At 68.5% G+C, this 21,722-nt stretch carries 18 protein-coding genes; 7 read left to right on the top strand and 11 right to left on the bottom strand.

Annotated elements, in window-relative coordinates; translation table 11 throughout:
* Positions 1 to 138: 138 nt before the first annotated feature.
* Complete coding sequence (locus ACFC4D_RS42450; RefSeq protein ID WP_375965978.1) at positions 139 to 2,283, bottom strand: ATP-dependent DNA helicase UvrD2; 2,145 nt, start codon at positions 2,281 to 2,283, stop codon at positions 139 to 141.
* A gap of 101 nt (positions 2,284 to 2,384) precedes the next feature.
* On the opposite strand from ACFC4D_RS42450, the gene ACFC4D_RS42445 reads away from it, so the two are divergent.
* Complete coding sequence (locus ACFC4D_RS42445; RefSeq protein ID WP_376072094.1) at positions 2,385 to 3,596, top strand: low temperature requirement protein A; 1,212 nt, start codon at positions 2,385 to 2,387, stop codon at positions 3,594 to 3,596.
* Positions 3,597 to 3,607: 11 nt separating this feature from the next.
* Here ACFC4D_RS42445 and ACFC4D_RS42440 read toward each other — a convergent pair whose 3' ends face one another.
* The 3 genes from ACFC4D_RS42440 to ACFC4D_RS42430 are packed head-to-tail and all read right to left on the bottom strand — an operon-like array spanning position 3,608 to position 4,907.
* Positions 3,608 to 4,072 carry a MarR family transcriptional regulator gene (locus tag ACFC4D_RS42440; RefSeq protein ID WP_364639390.1) on the bottom strand — a complete coding sequence of 155 codons (465 nt, stop codon included), beginning with the start codon at positions 4,070 to 4,072 and terminating at the stop codon, positions 3,608 to 3,610.
* Positions 4,069 to 4,491, bottom strand: a complete 423-nt coding sequence (locus tag ACFC4D_RS42435; RefSeq protein ID WP_376072091.1) for an EVE domain-containing protein — start codon at positions 4,489 to 4,491, stop codon at positions 4,069 to 4,071. Before ACFC4D_RS42435 ends, ACFC4D_RS42440 begins: the two co-directional genes overlap by 4 nt.
* On the bottom strand, positions 4,488 to 4,907 hold the full coding sequence (locus ACFC4D_RS42430) for a hypothetical protein (RefSeq protein ID WP_364639396.1): 420 nt from the start codon (positions 4,905 to 4,907) through the stop codon (positions 4,488 to 4,490). Before ACFC4D_RS42430 ends, ACFC4D_RS42435 begins: the two co-directional genes overlap by 4 nt.
* A 92-nt stretch (positions 4,908 to 4,999) precedes the next feature.
* Here ACFC4D_RS42430 and ACFC4D_RS42425 point away from each other — a divergent pair, with 92 nt between their 5' ends.
* Positions 5,000 to 5,251, top strand: coding sequence for a mycoredoxin (locus ACFC4D_RS42425; protein ID WP_364639400.1), 252 nt, complete (start codon positions 5,000 to 5,002; stop codon positions 5,249 to 5,251).
* 72 nt (positions 5,252 to 5,323) lie between these two features.
* Here the strand turns inward: ACFC4D_RS42425 and nudC are convergent, their stop codons facing one another.
* The 4 genes from nudC to ACFC4D_RS42405 form a co-directional block, all read right to left on the bottom strand.
* Positions 5,324 to 6,226, bottom strand: coding sequence for an NAD(+) diphosphatase (gene nudC, locus ACFC4D_RS42420; RefSeq protein WP_376072087.1), 903 nt, complete (start codon positions 6,224 to 6,226; stop codon positions 5,324 to 5,326).
* A 60-nt stretch (positions 6,227 to 6,286) separates the two neighbouring features.
* Positions 6,287 to 7,321, bottom strand: a complete 1,035-nt coding sequence (locus ACFC4D_RS42415; protein WP_375965966.1) for a potassium channel family protein — start codon at positions 7,319 to 7,321, stop codon at positions 6,287 to 6,289.
* Positions 7,322 to 7,444: 123 nt separating this feature from the next.
* Positions 7,445 to 11,206, bottom strand: a complete 3,762-nt coding sequence (locus tag ACFC4D_RS42410; RefSeq protein WP_376072084.1) for an ATP-dependent helicase — start codon at positions 11,204 to 11,206, stop codon at positions 7,445 to 7,447.
* Positions 11,203 to 14,853 carry an ATP-dependent helicase gene (locus ACFC4D_RS42405; RefSeq protein WP_376072117.1) on the bottom strand — a complete coding sequence of 1,217 codons (3,651 nt, stop codon included), beginning with the start codon at positions 14,851 to 14,853 and terminating at the stop codon, positions 11,203 to 11,205. The genes ACFC4D_RS42410 and ACFC4D_RS42405 overlap by 4 nt, the downstream gene beginning before the upstream one ends.
* A 139-nt stretch (positions 14,854 to 14,992) precedes the next feature.
* Between ACFC4D_RS42405 and ACFC4D_RS42400 the strand changes: the two genes are divergently transcribed.
* The 3 genes from ACFC4D_RS42400 to ACFC4D_RS42390 all read left to right on the top strand — a co-directional run bounded on the left by ACFC4D_RS42400 (position 14,993) and on the right by ACFC4D_RS42390 (position 16,917).
* Positions 14,993 to 15,769, top strand: coding sequence for an alpha/beta fold hydrolase (locus tag ACFC4D_RS42400; RefSeq protein WP_376072081.1), 777 nt, complete (start codon positions 14,993 to 14,995; stop codon positions 15,767 to 15,769).
* 22 nt (positions 15,770 to 15,791) lie between these two features.
* Complete coding sequence (locus ACFC4D_RS42395; protein WP_376072079.1) at positions 15,792 to 16,097, top strand: MGMT family protein; 306 nt, start codon at positions 15,792 to 15,794, stop codon at positions 16,095 to 16,097.
* Positions 16,098 to 16,176: 79 nt separating this feature from the next.
* Positions 16,177 to 16,917 (top strand): VOC family protein, encoded by a 741-nt coding sequence (locus tag ACFC4D_RS42390; protein WP_364639417.1) that lies wholly within the window; start codon positions 16,177 to 16,179, stop codon positions 16,915 to 16,917.
* Here ACFC4D_RS42390 and ACFC4D_RS42385 read toward each other — a convergent pair.
* The gene (locus ACFC4D_RS42385) at positions 16,914 to 17,192 is read right to left on the bottom strand and encodes a WhiB family transcriptional regulator (RefSeq protein WP_375966477.1); all 279 of its coding nucleotides are present in this window, start codon (positions 17,190 to 17,192) and stop codon (positions 16,914 to 16,916) included. The genes ACFC4D_RS42390 and ACFC4D_RS42385 overlap by 4 nt on opposite strands.
* A 64-nt stretch (positions 17,193 to 17,256) precedes the next feature.
* On the bottom strand, positions 17,257 to 17,676 hold the full coding sequence (locus ACFC4D_RS42380) for a hypothetical protein (protein ID WP_375965960.1): 420 nt from the start codon (positions 17,674 to 17,676) through the stop codon (positions 17,257 to 17,259).
* 221 nt (positions 17,677 to 17,897) lie between these two features.
* On the opposite strand from ACFC4D_RS42380, the gene ACFC4D_RS42375 reads away from it, so the two are divergent.
* Complete coding sequence (locus ACFC4D_RS42375) at positions 17,898 to 18,779, top strand: alpha/beta fold hydrolase (RefSeq protein ID WP_376072076.1); 882 nt, start codon at positions 17,898 to 17,900, stop codon at positions 18,777 to 18,779.
* 12 nt (positions 18,780 to 18,791) lie between these two features.
* Here the strand turns inward: ACFC4D_RS42375 and ACFC4D_RS42370 are convergent, their stop codons facing one another.
* Positions 18,792 to 19,622 (bottom strand): helix-turn-helix transcriptional regulator, encoded by an 831-nt coding sequence (locus ACFC4D_RS42370; RefSeq protein ID WP_364639426.1) that lies wholly within the window; start codon positions 19,620 to 19,622, stop codon positions 18,792 to 18,794.
* 350 nt (positions 19,623 to 19,972) lie between these two features.
* On the opposite strand from ACFC4D_RS42370, the gene ACFC4D_RS42365 reads away from it, so the two are divergent.
* On the top strand, positions 19,973 to 21,721 hold the full coding sequence (locus ACFC4D_RS42365; RefSeq protein ID WP_376072073.1) for an NTP transferase domain-containing protein: 1,749 nt from the start codon (positions 19,973 to 19,975) through the stop codon (positions 21,719 to 21,721).
* Position 21,722: the final 1 nt, after the last annotated feature.

Below are 21,722 nucleotides of genomic sequence, written 5' to 3'. Positions count from 1 at the left end.
GCCGGGATTCCTCCCGTGTGCATGAGACCACCCTAAGTAGATATACAGATGCGCACAACCTATTTTTGACCAGCAGTTTTGCGGTCTTGCGCACTCCGATTCAGAAGTGAAGCGTGACAACCCGTTCGGGTCGCGCGCTCACCGCTGCCGGGCCCGGACGATAGCCAGTACGTCCGCGCCGTAGGTCTGGAGCTTCTTCGCGCCGATGCCCGGGATGGCGACAAGCGCCCGGTCATCGGCCGGTCGCTGTTCGGCGATGGCGGTCAGCGTGGTGTCGCTGAAGACCACGAAATGCGGTAGGGACAGGGCCTCCGCCTTGTCCTTACGCCATTCCTGGAGCGCGGCCAGCAGTTCGGTGTCGATATCGGCGGGGCAGCGATTGCAGCGGCCGAGCATGGTCGCCTGGGTATTGAGCAGCGGGCGGCCGCAGACCCGGCAGGTGGGGTGCACGCGCTTGGGGCCGGGCCGATCGGTGGTGCTCGGCGCAATGCGCGAGGCCGGGGAGTCGTCGGGCACCAGGCCGATCAGGAAGCGGGAGCGGCGGCGCACCTTGCGGCCGCCCTCGGATCGGGCCAGCGCCCAGGACAATTGGAGATGTTCGCGGGCGCGGGTGACGCCCACGTAGAGCAGTCGGCGCTCTTCCTCCAGGGCCGCCTCGTCGGCGACGGCACCGTCGTGACCCAGGACGTGCTGGATCGGCATGGTGCCGTCGGCCAGGCCGACCAGATAGACGGCATCCCATTCCAAGCCCTTGGCGGCGTGCAGCGAGGCCAGGGTGACGCCCTGCACGGTCGGTGGGTGCCGGGCCTCGGCGCGGGCGGCGAGCTCGCGCAGCAGGCCGCCGAAGTCGAGTTCGGGTTCGTGCGCGCCGAGTTCCTCGGTGAGATTGACCAGGGCCATGAGCGCGGACCAGCGCTCGCGAGCCTGCACGCCGACGGGTTCCTCGGCGGTGAGACCGAGGCGGGCCAGTACCGCGCGCACCAGATTCACCAGTTCGGGGCCGCGGGCGTCGGGGAGGTCATCGCGGGCGGCCGCCTGGCGCAGCGCCTGTACGGCCTGGCGCACATCGGTGCGGTTGAAGAAGCCCTCACCGCCGCGCACCTGGTACGGAATGCCGGCCTCGGTGAGCGCCTGCTCGTAGGCCTCGGATTGGGCGTTGATGCGGTAGAGCACCGCGATCTCGGCGGCGGGCACGCCCTTGCCGAGCAGCTTCGAGATCGAATTGGCAACGGCCGCGGCCTCGGCGGGCTCATCGTCGTATTCGGCGAAGGACGGTTCCGGACCGTCCGGGCGCTGGCCGATCAGCTGTAGGCGGGTGCCCGCGATGCGGCCGCGCGCCGCGCCGATCACCCGGTTGGCGAGCGAGACCACCTGCGGGGTGGAGCGGTAGTCGCGCTCCAGGCGGATCACGGTGGCGTCCGGGAAACGGCGCGAAAAGTCCAGCAGGAAGGCCGGACTCGCACCGGTGAACGAGTAGATGGTCTGGTTCGCGTCGCCGACGACGGTCAGATCGTCGCGCTCACCGAGCCAGGCGTCGAGCACGCGCTGCTGCAGCGGTGTGACGTCCTGATATTCGTCGACGACGAAACTGCGGTACCTGCCCCGGAATTCCTCCGCGACCGAGGTGTAGTCCTCCAGCGCGGCCGCGGTGTGCAGCAGCAGATCGTCGAAATCGAGTAGCAGTCCGTCGGCGGTGGTCTTGAGCGATTCGTATCCGGAGTACACCGCCGCGACCTTCGACGCCTCGAAAGGCGCGTCGCGCTGCAACCGCGCCACGGCGGTCGCGTAATCCTCCGGTGCGATGAGTGAGCCCTTGGCCCATTCGATTTCGCTGGTCAGATCGCGCAGCGTATCGGTGTCACTGGCCAGCCCGGCGCGTTGCGCGGCCTGCGCCACGATCGGGAACTTGCGGTCCAGCAGCTTCCACGGCACATCCCCCACCACCTGCGGCCAGAAATACCGCAGCTGCCGCAGCGCGGCCGCGTGGAATGTGCGCGCCTGCACCTGCCCGGCCTCCCCGCCGAGTCCCAATGCCCGCAGCCGACTCCGCAGCTCCCCCGCCGCCCGCGCGGTGAAGGTCACCGCGAGCACCTGATCCGCCCGCACATGCCCCGCCGACACCAGATGCCCGATCCGATGCGTGATCGTGCGCGTCTTGCCCGTCCCCGCCCCGGCTAGGACGCATACCGGCCCGCGCGGCGCGCGCACGGCCGCCGCCTGCTCGGCATCGAGATCGTCGAGCCGGAGCTTCTGGGTCGCGGCGGCAGTCACGCGCACCATCATGACAGTGCCCTCCGACAACCCGCCCGCCACTGGCGCTCCCCGGTCCGAATTGGTGTCACCGCTTCCGAGCATTGGGCGCTTTGCCGGGTTAGCGTGCCGTCGTGGTGAATGAGGCGCCCGGTACGGGTGAGGTGACGCGTGATCGGCATGCGTCGTGGATGGAGTTGTTCTTCGATCTGGTGGCGGTGGCCGGGATCGGGCAGTTGACGCATCTGCTGCACGGCGGGCCCTCGCTGGAGCACGTGGTGCTGTATGTGCTGCTCTACCTGGCGTTTTGGCTGGTGTGGGCGTGTATCACGCTGTACGGGGATATCGCGGGCGATCGAACGCATCCGGTGTTGATGTTGTCGGCGATGCTGGGGTTGGGGGTGATGGCGGCCGCGGTGGCGGGGGTGCCGGATCGGCATGCGACCACATTCGCGGCGGTGTACGTGGTGGTGCGGCTGGTCATCGGGCAGGTGTGGGGGCGCGGGCGGATCGTGGTCGATTTTCCGACCGTCCAGCTGACGGTCGGCGTGTTCCCGTGGATCGCCTCGCTGTGGGTGGGTGAGCCGGGCAAGTACTGGTTCTGGGCCGCGGGCCTGGCCATCGATCTGTATCTGATGTTCGTGATCACCGGTGAGCGCATGCTGGCGGGGGCGCAGCAGGAATTCGACAAGCGGCTGTCGCGGATTCGGGAGTCACCGCGATTCGACGGCCGCGAATTGCCGAAACTCACGGCGATGCATGCCAATCCGGAGCATCTCGGGGAGCGGCTCGGGCTGTACGTGATCATCGTGCTCGGCGAGGGCATCATCATGGCGATCAATGCCGTCGGCTCGGCGGCATGGAATTTCCATGTGCTGGCCCTGGGTCTGGGCGCGTTCCTGATCCTGGCCGGGCTGTGGGCGCTGACACTCAAATTCGGTGCGATACCGCGGCTGATGGGCGGTACCGAGGCGGCGGATCAGGTGCCGTGGCAGCACGTCATGGCCACGCACTGCATGGTGACCGGTGCGATAGCCACCATCGCCGCCGGATTGGGCATGACCATCGAGCACGCTGACAGTCATGTCTCGCCGGGGATCGGCTGGGTGCTGTGCGGCGGCACGATCGCGTATTTCGTCGTGCTCGCGGTGAGCGGGCTGCGCAGCCCGACCGGCTGGCGGACCCTGCTCGGTTATCCCCTGCCCTGCACGCTGGTCGCGGTGGTGCTGGGTGTGTTCGCCCCGCATATCGGCCCGCTCGGGCTGGTGTACGGCATTCTCGCGCTGATCGGGTGGTCGCTGGCCTGGCAGACGCATTCGGAAGGTAGGTGGCGCAGCGCCCCTTGATGATTGCGTTCTCAGTCGCGGTCGCGCAGGCGGCGCAGCGCGGTGGTGAACGCGCCGGTGCGCTCGCCCAGCGGGCCGAAGAAGTCGCGGTCGCAGGATTCGACCGCGACGATGGCCTGATTGACCAGTGCCACACCGGTTTTCGTCGGCACCAGGGATTTGGCCCGACGGTCGCTGGGGTGATCGCGGCGCTCGATCAGGCCCTTCTGTTCGAGCGCGCGCAGCACCTGCGAGGTCATCATGGGGTCGGTCGCGGCGTGCGCCGCCAGATCGCGCTGCATGACCGGTTCGTCACCGGATGCGCCGGTGAGCCAGGTGAGCGAGGCCAGCAGCACGAATTGCACGTGGGTCAGGTCGAAGGGCGCGAGGGCGGCGCGCTGGGCGGCCTGCCAGCGGTTGGTCACCTGCCAGAGCAACAGGCCCGGACTTTCATCGGCATCACCGAAATCGGTATGCAGCTCATTGCGCGCCGTCACTGCCCGACCATAGCGCGGGAGATGGCCTCGAAATCGTGGGCGGTCAGTTCCACCAGACCGCGCCGGAGCACGATGCCCCAGTTGGGGACGCTGGTGAGGTCGAGTTCGCCGCGCAGGCCGTCGATCGGGATCTGCCTGGCGTCGCGGTCGTAGCTGACGGCGCGCCGCCAGGGGCGGAAGCAGCCGCCCTGGTCTTCGGCCTGCCAGGCCGGGCGGTCGTCGATGGTGGCCAGGGCGGTGAAGGCGCGGACCGGTTCCCCTTCGCGCATGCCGGTCCGCGGTGAGTAGTAGACGAGTCCGTCACCGGCCGCCATTCGTTCGACGGCGGCGCGTTTGCCGTGATTGGCCTGTGCGATACCGAGTTCCATGCCGCGGTGCACGTGGTCGCGGGAGACCACGGCGAGCCAGTACCGCCTCATGCCCGCACCGCCTCGGCGGCGGCGACCAGCGCGTTCAGGTCGGGCTGGGCGGATTTGGCGAGATCGGCGCCCATGATCTTGGTCCAGAACCAGCGCAGCGGGCCGTCGATGGAGACCTGGACCGAGACGGTGGTCTTGTCCTCGACGCTGACGGTGTGCGCGAAAACGAGCCGGGCGCCGATGAGCTTGGACACATCGATGAATTCGGTATCGGTCAGCTTTTCGACCACGAACCCGACCTTCGGGCCGCCCTTGGGCTTGAGGGTTCCGGTCGCGCCCTGGACGAACGGGCCGTCGAGTTTCACCCATTCGGTGTCGTTGTTCCACTCCGGCCAGGTGGCCATATCGGCCCATTTGGCGAAGAAGGCGGCGGGAGCGGCGGTGGAAGTGGCGGTGGCCTGTGCGATGAAGTTCATGGATTTAGTATGCGCGCATACTAAATCTCCGTCAACCCCTGATCTCGGAAAACCCGGGGAACACGATCGAAGCGGGTCACGTTGCACAGTCCGTGACTGCAAAAGACCTGACCATGTACTCGACGACCTGGTGCGGCTACTGCCGCCGGTTGAAGACCCAGCTCGACGAGGCCGGCATCACCTACACGGTGATCGATATCGAAGAGAATCCGGATGCCGCCGAATTCGTGGGCAGCGTCAACAACGGCAACCACGTGGTGCCGACCATCAAGTACAGCGATGGTTCGACCGCGACGAACCCGAGCCTGGCGCAGGTCAAGAAGGCGCTCGCTGACATCAGCTGAGTAGGCCGCATAGGGCGCAAGCCGTACATCCGGGGGATGTACGGCTTGTTCTCGTTCCGGGTGCGGCGCGAATCAGCTTGCGGCGGCCCAGGATTCGACAATGGTGCGGGCGATCGAGATGGAACCCGGGAGCAGCAGGCGCGCATCGGTCTTCGCACCCCACGCACCGGCGGCCAGCGCCTCGATCACCTCGGCGCGGGTGAACCAGTGCGCCTCGGCGATCTCGCCGTCGTGGAAGGTCACCGGCTGTTCCGGATCGGCGACGGCGCTGAAGCCCAGCATGAGCGAGCGCGGGAACGGCCAGGGCTGACTGCCCAGGTAGCGGATATCGGTGACATCGACGCCGACCTCCTCGCGCAATTCACGTTCGACGCAGCGCTCGAGCGATTCACCGGCCTCGACGAATCCCGCGAGCAGCGAGAACAGGCCCTCGGGCCAGGTGTGCTGACGCGCCAGCAGGACGCGGTCGCCGCCGTCGTGGATGAGGCAGATGATGGCCGGGTCGATGCGCGGGAATTCCTCGAACCCGGATTCGCTGGTGCGGGACCAGCCGCCCGCGGTGACGCGGGTCGGAGTGCCGTCGGCGGCGCTGTAACCGGCTTTGCCATGCCAATTCAGCAGGGCGATGGCGGTGGAGAGCAGGCCGGTGCTGAAATCGTCGAGTTCGAGGGTGCTGCCGAAGGCGCGCAGATCGGCGAGTTCGCCGTCGATGGCGTCATCGCGGACGGCCCACAGGTGGGTGTCGCCGTCGACGCCGAGGAAGACCGCGTCGGGAGCGGGATCGGCGGCGAGGGTGGTGGCGGCGTCCAGCAGCACCGCGCCGCTGTCCACGCGGACCTGCCCGCGCTTGTTCATCCGTAGCAGCTTGGCCTGTGCCCAGCCCTCTTTCAGGGCCTGCTCATCGGCGCGCAGATGCTCCGCGCGATCAAGGGTGGAGCGTGACAGGACCGGAACCGCGTTCAGCTGGAAAGACACATACCGAGACTAGTCGTATCAGGTTGCGGGACATGTGATTGCGATCATGAAGAGCGGTGGTCAGCCCGCCACGCGGCGGAGGTAGAGGAGTTTGTCTTCCTTTTCCAGGGCGTCGGTTTCGGGATCGCCGACCCGGATGAGGACGCCCGCGCGGACCACGCCGAGCACGATATCGCGCAGGTGGCGGGGGGATCCGCCGACTTCCTCGGGTTCCACATCGCGTTCGGAGATGGCGAAACCGGCCTCGGGGGTGAGCAGGTCCTCGATCATCTCCACGACGGTGGGGGTGGTGGTGGCGATGCCGAGCAGGCGGCCCGCGGTCTCGGAGGACACGACCACCGAATCCGCGCCGGATTGGCGCAGCAGATGGGTGTTCTCGGCCTCGCGGACGGCGGCGGAGATGCGCGCCTTGGGGTTGATCTCGCGGGCGGTCAGGGTGACCAGCACGGCGGTGTCATCGCGATTGGCGGCGACCACGATGGCGGCGGCGTGCGCGACGCCCGCCAGGCGCAGCACATCGGATCGGGTGGCCGAACCATGCACCGTCACCAGACCGGCATTGGCGGCGGCCTCGAGCACCTGCGAATCGGTGTCCACCACCACGATGTCGGCGGGTTGCGCGCCGTCGGCGAGCATGGCGTCGACCGCGGTGCGGCCCTTGGTGCCGTAGCCGACGACCACGGTGTGATTGCGCACGGTGTGCCTCCATCGCTGGATCTTGAAAGCCTGCCGGGATCGTTCGGTGAGCACGGCGAGGGTGGTGCCGACCAAGACGATGAGGAAGAGGATCCGCAGCGGGGTGACCACGAGAATATTGATCAGCCGCGCGGTCGGGGTGACCGGTGTGATGTCGCCGTAGCCGGTGGTGGAGAGCGAAACCGTCGCGTAGTAGGCGGAATCGAGCAGCGACATCTCTTCACGCGCGTTGTCGTGATAGCCGTCGCGGCCGATGTACACCACCGCCGTAGCGAGCGCGAGCAACAGCACGGCCATGCCGAGCCTGCGCGAGAGCGCCTGCCAGGGACTGTCCTGTCCGGTCGGGATCCGCAGAATGCCGACCAGGGCGAAGTCCGGCCGGTCCGTGAGCCGGGCCAAACCCCGTGAGGATTCACCGAACACGAGAATCACCAGCCATTTCGGGGACGTCTTGCTGCGGCACGGACCGGAGCGTACCCGGCGGCCGCCCACATTGCGGCATGGGCCGCAGGCGCGTCGCCACTACCGAATCGGGTCCGGGGGCAGCGATTCCGGATCGGGCGGGGGCTCGAAATCGGGGGGCGGGTCGAAGTCGGGCGGGGCCGAGTCGCCGGCCGCGGGATGCGAATCCGGTGTCCACCGAAGCGAATCGACATCGATCTCCGGGGGCGGCTCCGCCGCATCGCCGCGATTTCCGGGTGCCGCGTCGGCGGGATCCGGGGTCGCGGTCAGGCGCAGCGGGGCGGCGGCGGTGATGAGGTGGGCGAGTTCCTCGGGGCCCGCGAGGTGTTCGGGGGCGATGGTGCGGACGGTGCGGACGTAGTGGAAGGCGGCGTAGGTGTTGGCGAGGATGTCGGCTTCCGGAGCGCCGGTGCGGGCGGCCTCCAGGCGGGCCCAGGCCAGGCGGTAGACGGCGAGCTGGATGGCGACCGAATCCTCTTCGGCGGCAGCGGGTTCGCCGCCGGTCTTCCAGTCGACGATGACCCAGGCGCCGTCGGGGCGGCGGAAGACCGCGTCCATGCGGCCGCGAATCACGGTGCCCGCTATGGAGGTTTCGAAGGAGACCTCGACCTCGACCGGGTTGCGGTCGGCCCAATCCGAGGCGAGGAAGGCTTCCTGGAGGCGGACCAGATCGGCATCGGTGTCGGAAGTGTCCGCCGCGCCGGGGAGTTCGTCGAAGGCGAGCAGGCGGGCGCCGCCGAACCAGCGTTGCAGCCAGGCGTGGAAGGCGGTACCGCGACGGGTGAAGGGGCTGGGCGGATACGGGAGCGGGCGGCGCAGGCGGGCGGCAAGTTTCGCCGGATCGGCGCGCAGGTCGACCAGGGAGGTGGCGGCGAGCTGGCCGGGCAGTTCCACTTCGCGGACGGCCTGTTCGGCGGCGAGGTGTTCGGCGATGAGGGCGTCGACGTCGGTGGCCCAGCCTTCGGGGTCATCGTCGAGGTCATCCGGATCGGTTGCGTCGCTGCCGGATTCGCCGTCGTCGGGGTCGGTCTCGGCTTCGTCTCCGAAGCCGAAGTCGAATTCGATCTGCTCCGGCCGGGATTCGACGGCGAGCGCGGTCAGGGCCGATTTGACCAGTGCCGCACCCTCTTCCACGAATTCGCGGCGGGAGCCGAGGGGGTCGCGCGGCCAGGTCGCCGAGAGCGGGTTGTCGGTGAAGGGGTTTACGGTATCGGGCAGGGGCGGATCGTCCCAGCGATCGATGCGGACGCCGCGATTGAGGGGGGAGCCGGGAACTTCACTGGCCTGCTGCAGTTCGAGCAGGAAATCGCTGGGGCCCTTGGGTTTCGAGCCGGTCTCGGCCCACCAGTGCGCGGAGACGAACAGGGCGCGCTCGGTGCGGGTGAGCGCGACGTAGAAGAGGCGGCGGTCCTCGTCGAGGCGGCGGCGGGCCAGGGCCTTCTTATGCGATTCGAGGGCGCGTTCCAGATCGGCGCGATCGTAGAGGTCGGACAGATCCAGTACGGGCACACCGTCACCCGCGTCCTCCTGTACGCGATCACCGCGCAATTGGGTGGGGAGTTCGGCGAGCGCCCCCATCCAGGTGGTGGTGCCGGTGCCGGACGGGAAGGTGCCGTCCACCACGTGCGGGACCGCGACCACCTCCCATTCCAAGCCCTTGGCGGCGTGCACGGTGAGCACCTGTACGCGATCGTGCGCGACCTCCACTTCGCCCGGCTCCAAACCGTTTTCGACCTCCGCGGCGGCGGCGAAGAAGTCGAGCAGACCGGACAGCGAGGAGCGATAGTCGGCGGCATATCCGGCCACCACATCGGCGAACGCGTCGAGATGCTCGCGTCCGGCGGCGGCCACGGCGCGGCGGGCCTGGGTCTCCACGCCGACGCCGATGGTGCGTTCGACATCGGCGACCAATTCGGGCAGCGGCTGCCCGGAACGCTCGCGCAGTGCGCCCAGCTCGCGGCCGAGCTCCAGAATCCGGGCGAAGCCCTGCACCGAATACTGTTCCGAATCACCGGGATCCGCGATGGCGTCACCGAGCCCCGCGCGTTCGGCGGGTTCCGGGGCCACTTCGCGCAGGGCGTCGTCCAGCGCGGCGGTATCGGCGATTTCGGCGGACTGCCCGCCCGGTCGCCGAATCGACAGCTCCCGCGCCCGCTTCGACAGCGCCGCGATATCCGCCACGCCGATGCGCCAGCGCGCACCCGTCAAAATGCGCACCGCCGCGCTACCCGCCGAGGGATCGGCGATAAGCCGCAGTGTCGCAACGATATCCGCGACCTCCGGGGTGTGCAGCAGCCCGCCCAGCCCGACGATCTCCACCGGCAGCCCCTGCTCCCGCAGCGCCTCCGCCAACGGTGCGGCATCGGCATTGCGCCGCACCAGCACCGCCGAGGTGGGCGGCTCACCGCCCGTGTCGGCGGCCGCCTCCCACTCGGCCTTGATCCGCTGCGCCACCCACTCCCGTTCCTGCGCAACATCTTCCGTCAACGCCAGCGCCACCAGCCCGGCCGTCGCATCCGGTCGCGGCCGCAGCGCGTCGACGGTCACTCCCCCGCCCTCGGCCGCCTTGAGCCGCAGCGGATCAGCCACCAGATTCGCCAGATCCAGTGCCTCCGGCGGATTCCGCCAACTGGTCAGCAGCGGCAGCACCGGTGCGGGAACCCCTGGCGCACGGGGAAAGTCGGTCGCGAACCGCGGCAGATTCGCGGCCGACGCCCCGCGCCACCCGTAAATGGACTGCATCGGATCACCCACCGCCGTCACCGCCAGCGGCTGCGTTCCCGCCGTCACAGGTGGCTGCCCTTCCGTCATCCCGGCATGCTTTTGGCCGGGATCCACAGCCGCCGTGTGGATCCCGGCCAAAGGCGCGCCGGGATGACGGGAGGGGTCCTCAGGATCTTCGGTCGTTGCGGTGTGCACCCCGCCGAAGAGAGCGGAGAGCAGGATGCGCTGCGAATGCCCCGTGTCCTGGTACTCGTCGAGCAGAACGAGGCGGAAGCGGGTGCGTTCGGCGGTGCTGACCTCGGGGTGGAGGGCGGCGAGCTTTGCGGCGAGGGACATTTGGGCGCCGAAGTCCAGCGCGCCGCGGCGGCGGAGTTCATCGGCGAGGCGTTCCACCAGGGGGAGCAGGGAGACTCGTTCGTGCTGGGTTTCCAGAAGGTCGAGCAGGGTTTTCTTGGGGCCGCCCTTTTGCCGGGGTCCGGCGGGGAGGGTGTGGACGAGTTGGTCCAATTCCTTGTGGGCGGCGGCCAATTGGCGTGGTTCGACCAGGTGCTCGGCGAGCTGGCCGGACAGGGCCAGGACCGCTTCGGTGACCGAGACGGGGCTGCGGTCGGTGTCCAGATCGCCGTCCCAGGTGGATACGACGCGGTAGGCGAGCTGCCAGAGCTGGGTTTGGGTGAGCAGGGTGGCGGTGGGTTCGACGGGGAGCAGCAGGCCGTACTCGGTGAGCAGGCGGCCCGCGTAGGAGTGATAGGTGCTGATCTCCGGTTCGGAACCGGTGAGCAGGGCGCGCAGGCGTCCGGTGGGGTCGATATCGCGCAGCAGGGGCGCGCCCGCCAGGCGGGCGAGGCGGGTGCGGATGCGAGTTGTCAACTGCTGGGCGGCTTTTCGGGTGAAGGTCAGGCCCAGCACCTGTTCCGGTTCGACCAGGCCATTGGCGACCATCCACACCACGCGGGCGGCCATGGTCTCGGTTTTGCCCGCGCCCGCACCCGCGACCACCAGCGTCGGCCCCGGTTCGGCGGCGATGACCGCGGCCTGTTCGTCGGTGGGCGGCGGCAGGCCGAGGGCGTCGGCGAGTTGCCGGGGGGTGATGCTCACTCGTCGGTCACTTGGCGGCCGGTGTCCTGTACCGGGCAGCTGCCCGCGACCTTGCAGTGGCGGCAGCCGTCATTGCGCATGGCGAGGTAGCTGGGTCCGGTGGAGGCGGCGGCCGCGTCGTGGATGACGCCGCGCCATTCGTCGATGCCGCCGCCGTCGAGGGCGGGCTGCTGGCGTTCGGTGGCCGCGCCGTCGCGGGCGCTTGGCTTGGCCACGTACACCAGGCGCGCGCCGCCGGGTTCACCGTCGCCGAGGGCTCCGGCGGCGGCCGCTACCTGGTAGGTGGCGAGCTGGGCGTGTTCCTCGGCGGCCTGTTTGGTGATGGGCGTCTTGCCGGTCTTCACATCGACGATGACGAAGCGGCCCTGGGCATCTCGTTCCAGGCGGTCCATGCGGCCGCTGATGCGCACGGGCAGCTCGCCCGGGGCGCGCGAGGGCAGGATGCAGTCGATGGGCACTTCGACGCCGATATTGGTGAGCTCGTCGCGGGTATTGCGCAGCCAGTTCAGGAAGGTGTCGACCATGGTCTCGGTGCGGCGCAGTTCGGCGCGCGAATACCAGTTCTCGCCGTCGCGGGCGGTGGGGTCGATCTTCTTCCACGCCTTGACCAGTGCCATCTTGACCTGCGCCTCGGTGACCTGACCGGCGAGCGCCTGCACCAGGGTGTGCACGAGATTGCCCTTGAGGGCGTGCGGGTTATCGCCGTCGCTGCCGCCGTGCCGTTCCAGCGCCCAGCGCAGCGGGCAGGTTTTGAGCTGTTCGACGGTGGAGGGCGAGAGGGCGACCGAACCGTCCTCGCTGTCCCAGAGCGGGGAGTCGGAGGAGAGTTCGGCGGTGCCGTACCAGTCGTCGGGGTGCGCGCCGCGTACTCCGGCGCGGGCCAGGCGGGCGAGTTGGCGGGCGGCGCGGATGCGGCGTTCCGGTGTGGTCTCGGGATCGCATGCGGCACCGCGCAATTCGGCGATGAGGGTGTGCATGGCCAAGGCGCGGCCCGGGTCCACGGCGGGTGGGATGCGGCCGGGCTGTCCGTCCGCGCCCTCGGCGTCGAGTTCGGCCAGGAAGCGGGACGGCACCAGATCCTGGTCGCCGGTGACGGATTCGACGGCGGTCACCAGCAGTGAGCGGCGCGCCCGGCTGCACGCGACGAGAAGCAGGCGGCGTTCCTCGGCGAGCAGCGGTGCGGCGCGGCTCACCTTCTCGCCCGAATCACCCACTCCGGCAAGCACATCGACCATTTCCTCGACCCCGAGCAGGGTGCCGCGCGGTCGCAGATTCGGCCAGATCCCCTCCTGCACCGCGGCGACCACAACGGTGTCCCACTCGCGCCCGGCGGCCGAGTGCGCACTGCAAATCGTGACGGCCGCACCGGGATCGGTATGCGGTGCGTTGTCCTGCGGAATCTCCTGCTGCTCCAGGTATTCCACGAATCCCTCGATGGTGGCGCGCGGCAGCCGGTCCACATAGGCGGCGGCCGCCTCGAACAGCCCGACCACCGCGTCCAGATCGCGATCGGCCTGCATGCCGACCGCTCCCCCGCGCTCGGACTGCCCGACCCACCGCCGCTCCAGCGTGGAGGCGGTCCACAGGCCCCACAGCACATCTTCGAGCCCGCCGCCCTCGCGCCGCACCTTGCGCGCCCGCCCGAGCGCCTTGAGCACCCGCTCCAACGGCGCGGCCTCGACCTTGGTGAGCTTGCTCAGCAGCACCTGATTCCCGGCCCCCACCAACAGATCTCGCAGAATCTCCGCCGACGACCGATCCAAATCCGCATAGCGATCCGCCGCCTCGGGATCATCACCGGCCGCAGCCGCGGCCGAGCGCCCCGCTGCCGGAACCTCACCAGCCGACGCCGAGTTGGATGCTTCGCCACCCGAATCCGCCTCGGCGACAACGCCTTCGCGCCGAGGAGGTTCGTCGAGCTCGCTTTCGCGGACCTCCCGATCGCGCTCGGGGTAGCCCAGTTCGAGCACGGTGCGCCGAATGCCGCGTCGCAGGCGACGCAGGCTGATCTGATCCGCGCCGCCGAGCGGACCGGCGAGCAGATCCAGGGCATCGTCGGCCGTGAACGCGATGGGCCGCGGGTGGCGCAGTCGCGTGGGATCACCCGCGGTGACCGCGCGGAGCGCCAACATGGCCCACGCCGCTCCTCTGCGGCGAGCCAATGGAACATCCGCCGGGGGTTGGCGCACCGGCACGCCGGCCGCCAGCAGTGCCCGCCGCAGCGGAGCCAAAGACAATGGGACAGAACGGACTACAACCGCCATATTCGACCACGGCACGCCGTGCGTGAGGTGCGCGCGCCGCAGATGATCGGCGATCAGCGCGGCCTCCTTCGCCGGAGTGGTGAGCACCTGTACCCGCACCTCCCCCTCGAACACCGCCGCGACACTCTCGCGGCCGTCCAAGGGTTCGCCCCGATCGTCCACGCGGGAATCCCGCGCTTCACCGCCGCCGTAAGGCGCATCGCCCCGGGCATTCTCGTCGGCTCGGCCCGGGGCGACCGGATCCGGGGTGATCTCGCCGATGAAGTCGGTGCCGCCGGGTCGGCGCAGGAGGGAGGCGGGTGGGGTGCGGTGGCGGCCGGTGCCGGGGAGGCGGGAGGTGATGCGGGCGGCGAGTTCTTGCAGGGCGGTGCCGGATCTGTGGTTGGGGCGCAAGGTGATTCGGCGGTCGGCGGGGGCGCCGGGGTCGGTGGCGAAGCGGGGGTCCGCACCGCGGAAGGTGAAGACGGCCTGGTCCGGGTCGGCGGCCAGGACGGTGGTGGCGGTGCCCGCGCCGAGGAGGCGAATGAGTTGGGCGGCAAGGGGATCGAGGTGCTGGGTGTCGTCGACGAGGATGGTGTGCAGGCGGGCGCGTTCGGCCGCGAGCAGGTCGGCGTCGATGAGCAGGGCGTCCAGGGCCGCGCCGATGAGTTCGGCGGCGTCCAGGGCGGGGGCGCTGGCTTCGGGGACGTCCATGCCGACGGACCAGCGCAGCAGCATGATCTGTTCGTAGCGTTCGTAGAACCGGCCCGCGGCGACCCATTCGGGGTGCCGGTGGGTGTGGCCGAGGGCAATGAGGTCCTCGGGTCCGAGGCCGCGTTCGGTAGCGCGCAGCATGAGGTCCCGCAATTGTTCGGCGAATCCTCCGGTCGGCAGTGCCGGATGCAGTCGCTCGGGCCAGTCCGGGGCATCCTCGGCGAGTTCGCCGCGCAACATCTCCCGAATGACGATGTCCTGTTCGGAGCCGGTGAGCAGGCGCGGCGGCGGATTTCCGGCGGCGGCCGAGACGGTGCGAAGCAGGCCGAAGGCATAGGAGTGCAGGGTGCGCACCAATGGGCCGCGTGTGGCTCCTGGTACACCGCCCAGCAATGGATCGGCCTCGACAATTCGGGCAGTGATCGCATTGCGCACCGCGGTGGCCGCGCGTTTGGTGTACGTGAGCAGCAGCACCGATTCCGGATCGGCCCCGGCCAGAATGCGTTCCGCGGCGATATCGACCAGCAGTGCGGTCTTGCCGGTGCCCGGCCCGCCCAAAACCTGCCAGGGCGCCCAGCCGGGGTCGATACTGCTGTCCTCGAACAGCGGCCGGAGGGCGGCGTCCCACTCCCGGGGGTGGGAGACTGCCTCGGCCCGGCGCACCAGTTGCACCGAGCTATCCGATCGCATCACGTCGGCTATTTCAACAGACCGGCCCGACATGTTCCGTTTGCCATGTGTTGGCCGTGCCGCCGGTCACAGCCGGGCGGGTGCGGTTCGGGGCGGACTCGGCTGGAATCGGGCGCGCGACGGCCAGCAGAATGGGCGGATGTCCGATCTTCATGTGCATTGTTTCGGTCCTTCGACCGGTCCGGTGGTGCTCGCGCTCCACGGTCTGACCGGGCATGGCAGGCGCTGGCAGGCCCTGGCCGAGCAGCAGTTGCCCGATGTGCGGATTATTGCGCCGGATCTGCGGGGACATGGGAGGTCGCCCGGCGTGCCGCCGTGGGATTTCGAAACGATCACCGCGGACCTGGTCACGCTGCTGCGGCGGGAGACGAGCGAACCCGTGGTGGTGCTCGGGCATTCGTTCGGCGCGGCGGTGGCGGTGCATCTGGCGCACGCGCGTCCGGAGCTGGTGCGGGCGCTGGTGCTGCTGGATCCGGCGATCGGACTCGATCCGGATTTCATGCTGCGGATCGCGAATTCCATGCTGGAGCACCCGGATTACGCGAACGTCGACGATGCCCGCTTCGACAAGTTGGAGACCGCCTGGTCCGAGGTGGATCCGGCGATCCTGGAGGCGGAGCTGGCCGAGCATCTGGTGCCCACCGCGGACGGGCGGGTGGGCTGGCGCGTGTGTATGCCCGCGATCATCGCGTACTGGGGCCAGCTGGCCCGCGAATTCGTGCTGCCGCCCGCGGGATTGCCGACGACCGTGGTGCGCGCGATGAAGGTCGATCCGCCGTTCGTGACCCCGGCGTTCCGGGCCGCGCTGGCCGAGCGCCTGGGCGAGCGGCTGACCCTGCTCGAATTCGACTGCGATCATATGGTCGCGCAAGCCCGTCCGGCCGAGACCGCCGCGCTGGTGCGCGCACTGCTCTGACCAATCCACCGAGGGAGAGTTCATGGCCACCACCGATGCCGAGATCGAGCGCGTGCGCGCCCTGGTGGCCGCCATTCCGCCCGGCCGGGTGTCCACCTACGGCGATATCGCGGCCGCGGCGGGGCTTTCCACACCGCGCACGGTCGGCTGGATCATGCGGACCGATTCGGCGGATCTGCCGTGGCATCGGGTGCTGCGAGCGAATGGCACGCCCGCACCACATTTGGCGCATAAACAATTGCGCGAGCTGGCCGCGGAGGGCTGTCCGGTGCTCGAGGACCGGGTGGATCTGCGGCGCGCCCGGCACCATTTCGACACGCCGGACTGATCTGCCGACCGGCCACAACACACCTACCGGGTTCGGCCAAACCTGATACGCGGTTCCCGGCCGCGGTTACCGTTGAAATATGTCCACCCGTCTGGCATGCGTGGTGTTCGATGCGATCGAGCCCAGGAGCGTAGCCCGCTTCTGGGCCGAACTGCTGGGTTGGGAGGTGCTGGTGGACCGCCCCGGCGAGGTCGATGTGGCCGCCTCCGACCCGGATGGGCTGGATGTGGCGCTGACCTTCCTACCGGCCCGCCAGTCCAAGTCGGCGAAGAATCGCATGCACCTGGATCTGTCCAGTAGATCGCTGGATCATCAACGGGTGCAGGTGGATCGAGCGCTATCGCTGGGCGCGCGGCGGCTCGATATCGGACAGGGCACGGTGCCGTGGGCGGTGCTCGCCGATCCCGAGGGCAATGAGTTCTGTGTACTGGAGCCGCGCGAGCACTACGTGGACACCGGTGCGGTGGCGGCGATCGTGATGGATACCGAGAATCCGTTGCGGCTGGCGGAATTCTGGTCGAAGGCGTCGGGCTGGCCCGTCACCCATGACAGTGCCCGCTATGCCGGAATCCGTTCGGCCACCGGGCAGGGACCCTGGCTGGAGTTCCTACGCACGCCCGAGGCGCTGGGCGAATGCAGTCGGCTGCATCTGGATCTCATCGCTTTCCCCAGCGATGACCCCGTGGAAGAAGCCGCGCGCCTGCGCGCCGCGGGCGCCCTGCCGATCACTCCGGATACCCCGTCGGCCAATGCGCCGGCACTGGTGCTGGCCGATCCGGAAACGAACGAATTCTGTCTGCTGCAAGCAGCTTCGGGCTAGGCCGCCCCGCGTTCGTAGCGGCGGCGCTCGCGCGGTGAGAGACCGCCCCAGATACCGAAACGCTGATCATGGGCGAGGGCGTAGTCCAGGCATTGCCGCCGCACCTCGCACGAACCGCAGATGCGCTTGGCCTCGCGGGTGGACCCGCCCTTGTCCGGAAAGAAGGCTTCCGGATCGGTCTGTGTGCACAGCGCCTGCTGATGCCAGGATTCCGGTTCGAATTCGTTTTTACGAGTGATGTTTTCGAACATCGCGTCGAAATTGGTGAAAAGCATTCGCACGTCGTTCACCTCTTCATTGACAGTGTCGGCAGAAATTCGCGTTCGGGCCCGAAGGCCGCTACTCGCCCGCGACGGCGGCCAATCGAGCCTGTTCCCCGCAGTGGAATACCCGGCGGGCGTGCACCGCGGCGGGTGCGTCGGACCACGGCGCGAGCGCGGTGGTGAACATGAGTTCGCACCAGGACAGCGCGGGCACCTCACCGAGCGCGAGCGTATTGAGCAGTGACAATTCGGTATCGGAGTCGTTCCAGGCGGCGAAGAGCCATGAGGAATCGAGTCGGCCGAGAAATTCCTCGGCGTCCTCCGGTACGCCCAGCGGTGCGTCGACCGCGAGATGCACGACCGCCGCAATGGCATGCCGCATACGCGCATCCAGTCCGACACCGTCGTGCAACAGCAATCCCTCGAGTGAATCTCGCAGTGCGGCTCCATGATCGATCCGGAAGTCGCGGCGAGCGGAAGCGGTGACGTCGAACATTATTTCCTCCCTATCGAATTGACGCCTGTCCCAAAAGCGTCACGCGCTGATTTAAAAGGCCGAAAGGTCTTGTTGTCCAGTTTTGCGGGCATCTGGGGCAAACCCCTAGCAGTACTGACACTGACCAGTGTGGGTACCCGTCGGGAACAGCACCGAAGGGGGTCTGGCACTGCACGGGCAAACATTAGGGCGCGGACTGTTCCGGCCTTTACGGTCTGACCATGCCTTATGTGCGATCAGGTGCTGCCACGGTGCATTTCGTGAGCAGCGATATTCCCGGACCGACACTCGTTCTCAGCCATGGATTTCTGATGGACGAATCCATGTTCGAACCCGTGCGCGAACCTCTGGCAGCTGCCGGAATCAATCTGGTGACAATCGATGCGCGTTGTCACGGACGTACACAGACACCCGGCGGCGAACAGTTCACCTACTGGGATATGGCCGCCGACACCTTGTCGGTGCTGGATGAATTGGGGATAGAAAAAGCGGTAATCGGGGGGATGGGCCAGGGCGGGTATACCGCGCTGCGGCTGGCGTTGCTGGCGCCCGAGCGGGTGCGCGCGCTGGCCCTGATCGCCACCGGGGCCGATGCCTGCACGGGCGCCGAACTCGATTGTCAGCGCGCGTTTTTCGAGCGCTGGGCGAGCACCGAGCCGATGGCGCCGCTGGTCGCGGAATTGGCCCCGCAGCTGATCGGCGGTACCGATCCGCGATTATGGCGGGCCTGGACCAGCCGCTGGTACAGCTGTGATCGGCAGGCCGTGCTGCCCGCGGTGCGCTGCCTGCTGGAGCGGCGTTCGCTACTGCACCGGCTATCCGAGATCGCCGCGCCCGCCCTGGTGGTCCGGGGCAGCCGGGATGAGGTCAGCACCGCGCGCGATTGCGCCACGATGGCGGCCGGGCTGATCGGCGCGGATGGCGTGGTGACCATTCCGGGCGCCGGGCACGGCGCGGCGTGGACGCATCCGGAAGTGTTGACGCCCTTGCTGATTCGCCTGGTGCGGCGGGCCACCGCACGGCGCGGGAACATGCTCGCGCAGGCCCTCGCGCACCCATGGCTGCCCGGGCGCGCGGCGGCCGGAATTCATATCGCGCGCTGAATCCGCCGGGCGCTATTCGTCCCGGGTGAGATGCGGATGACCGGAGTCGAGCTGGACGCCGGTATCCGCGCACCAGGTGGGAATGCCGAGGAAGATCTGGATCTGAGTGGGATAGGCCGCGGAGAAGACGCTGAACAACTGCACGTCGATGGCGCGACAGCGGCCGGTGACATCGTCCGCGAGATGCATGATCGAATTCGGCCGCCCGTATGCGGCAATACCCTCATCCCATATTTCGCGGAACAGTCCGAAGCGGCCCAGTTCGGCCAGAAAGTCCGCCGACCAGGCGGTATCGCCCGAGCTGGCAATGAGACCGCGCAGCCAATGCACGGTGACCCGGACTTCTTCCTCCCATTCGAGCATGACTTCGCGAGCCTTGTCGTTGCTGAGATACCAGCGCAGGATATTGACGTCTTCTTCGAGACCGGGAAACGCGCGTGCGTAACTCGTGTTGCAGGCCAGCACATTCCAGCGGGTGTCGATGTAGGCGGCGAGATTGGGCTCGTGCAGATCGAGCGCGCGGCGCATGTCATCGGTGATTTCGGCGCGGAGTTGCTGTATCGAGGGGAATTCGCTGACGCCGAGTCCGGCCAGGTCGAGCAGATGCCGGCGTTCCACCACGGACAGCGGGTCTATTCGGTCCAGATATCGGACCAGGGCGTCCACCACCTCGCGGGTGGGATGTCCGCGATCGCCCTTCTCCAAATGGCTGATGTAGCTGGCGCTCACGCCCGCGTTGAACGCGAGCCTTTCGCGGGATACACCCCGGGTGTCACGCAGCTTGCGCAGCAGGAGGCCGAATGTCGGCGGTTTCAGCTCTTCGAAGTCTCTATTCGGTTTCACGCCCAGCACCACGCCGTTCCCTCTCCACAAACATTCAGCAAACCAACCTTCATCGATCCGGTACTCGCTGGTTCCGGACAGCGGGACCCGCTGTAACGCCTGCTGTGAACTGTGGTGAATCTCCCTCGACCCCCTCAGCTCTGGCTCCGGATACTGCCATATGCGATTGTTCAGAAGTTCAAAACATGATCATTTCTACTATGTGTCGGGACACAACGTGCAACTCGACGCACAGGAGCAATTGCTTAGCAAGCCTTGGAAACTGCTGTCGAGACACCACTTCCGGGGCCGCCCGAGCGATAGCCACTACGATCTTCAACCATGATCATCAGCCCGTCCGCGTACGCCTCGTGACCACCGTCGACGCGATTGTGCTGGCCGGTGGGCGAGCCAGCCGGATGGGCGGGGTGGATAAGCCCGCCATTGTGGTCGGCGGCCGATCGATGCTGGATGCGGCGCTTTCCGCGGTGTCGGACCGCACCCGGATCGTGGTCGTCGGACCGCATCGGCCGGAGCTGGGGCCGGAAATCCTACAGGCCCAAGAGGTCCCGGCCGGTGCCGGTCCGGTGGCCGCGATCGCCGCCGGAATGGCGATGCTCGACGGTTGCGAATTCCCCGCCGAGCACATTGTGGTGCTCGCCGCGGACATGCCATTTCTCACATCCAGTGCGGTAGACGAACTACTCGCGCACGCAAGGGAATCCGGAAGTGACGCGGTATTCGCGGCCGATGAATCGGGGCGGCCGCAGTATCTGGTCGGGGTGTGGCGGCGGACCGCGCTCGCCGAGGCGCTGAATCGTCTTGATTCCCTGGCGAATCGGCCGATGAAGGCGCTGGTGCCGATCGACACCGCCACGGTGGCGCTGGCCGGGGTGCAGGACTGCGATACGCCCGACGATGTGCGGGAGGCCCGCACGGGTGCGGGGCGGTCGGCGGTACCGGTATCCCTCGATGAGGCGCGGGAGACGCTGCGCCGGAACATATCCCGGTTGCGGGTGCGGCAGTCGGCGGTGCGGCCCGCGCGCGGGGCCGCGCTGGCCGAACCGCTGCGCGCGGTGGAGGCGCTGCCGCGTTTCGATGTCAGCGCCATGGACGGGTACGCGGTGAGCGGGGACGGACCGTGGCAGTTGCGCCGCGATATCGGATTCGCGGGCGGGCAGCGGCCGGTGGGGTTGCTGCCCGGTGAGGCGGTGCGCATTGCCACCGGTGCGCATGTGCCCGACGGCACCGGAACCGTGGTGCGCGATGAATTCGTGCGGGTGGAAGCGGACGGTCGACTACATCGCCTGCCGGACAGCCCGATTCGCGATGATGTGCGGCGGCGCGGCGAGGATTGGCAGCCGGGGGCCGAACTCGCGCCCGCGGGTACGCCGGTGAATACCGCGCTGATCTCGGTGGCGGCCAGTGCCGAGGTGCGCACGCTCGCGGTGCGCGGTCCGGTGCGGGCGCGAATCGTCATGACGGGCGATGAGATTCGCAGTGAGGGCCCGTTGCACACCGGGCAGACCCGTGACTCCCTCGGCCCCATCCTGCCCGATCTGCTCACCTGGTACGGCATCGACACCGTGGACCGGGTGCACCTGCGGGACACCGCGAACGCCTTCGACGAGGTGTTCGCGGCCGCCGATGATTGCGATCTGCTGGTGATCGTCGGAGCCACCGGCGGCGGCGCGGCCGATCAACTCCGCGCCGCCCTGGATCGCGCTCGATCCCGGGTACTGCTCAGCCGCCTGCGCCTGCGGCCCGGCGGCTCCACCGTCGCGGCCCAACTGGCCTCCGGCCCAGTCGTTCTCGGCCTCCCGGGTAACCCCTATGCCGCCGTGGCGACGCTCTTGGCGCTCATCCACGCGGTCGTCGAGGGTCTCACGGGCGCGCTCCCCGCGCGCCCGCTGATCGGCCCACTGGCCAATGCCGCCGAAATCTCCGGCCCCGCACCGCGAATCGTCCCCGCCCGCGCCGACCCCATCGGCGGCTGGATAGGCGATCCGGGCATCCGCACCGCCCACCTGGCCGGACTGCTGGACCGCGACGGCCTGGTCATCGTCCCCGCCGAGGCGGCGGACAACGCGCCGGTGGAGTTCATCCCACTCCCCCGCTGAC

The organism is Nocardia sp. NPDC056000, assembly GCF_042269265.1.
Lineage (GTDB): Bacteria > Actinomycetota > Actinomycetes > Mycobacteriales > Mycobacteriaceae > Nocardia.
This window is presented reverse-complemented; position numbering and strand designations above follow the sequence as displayed.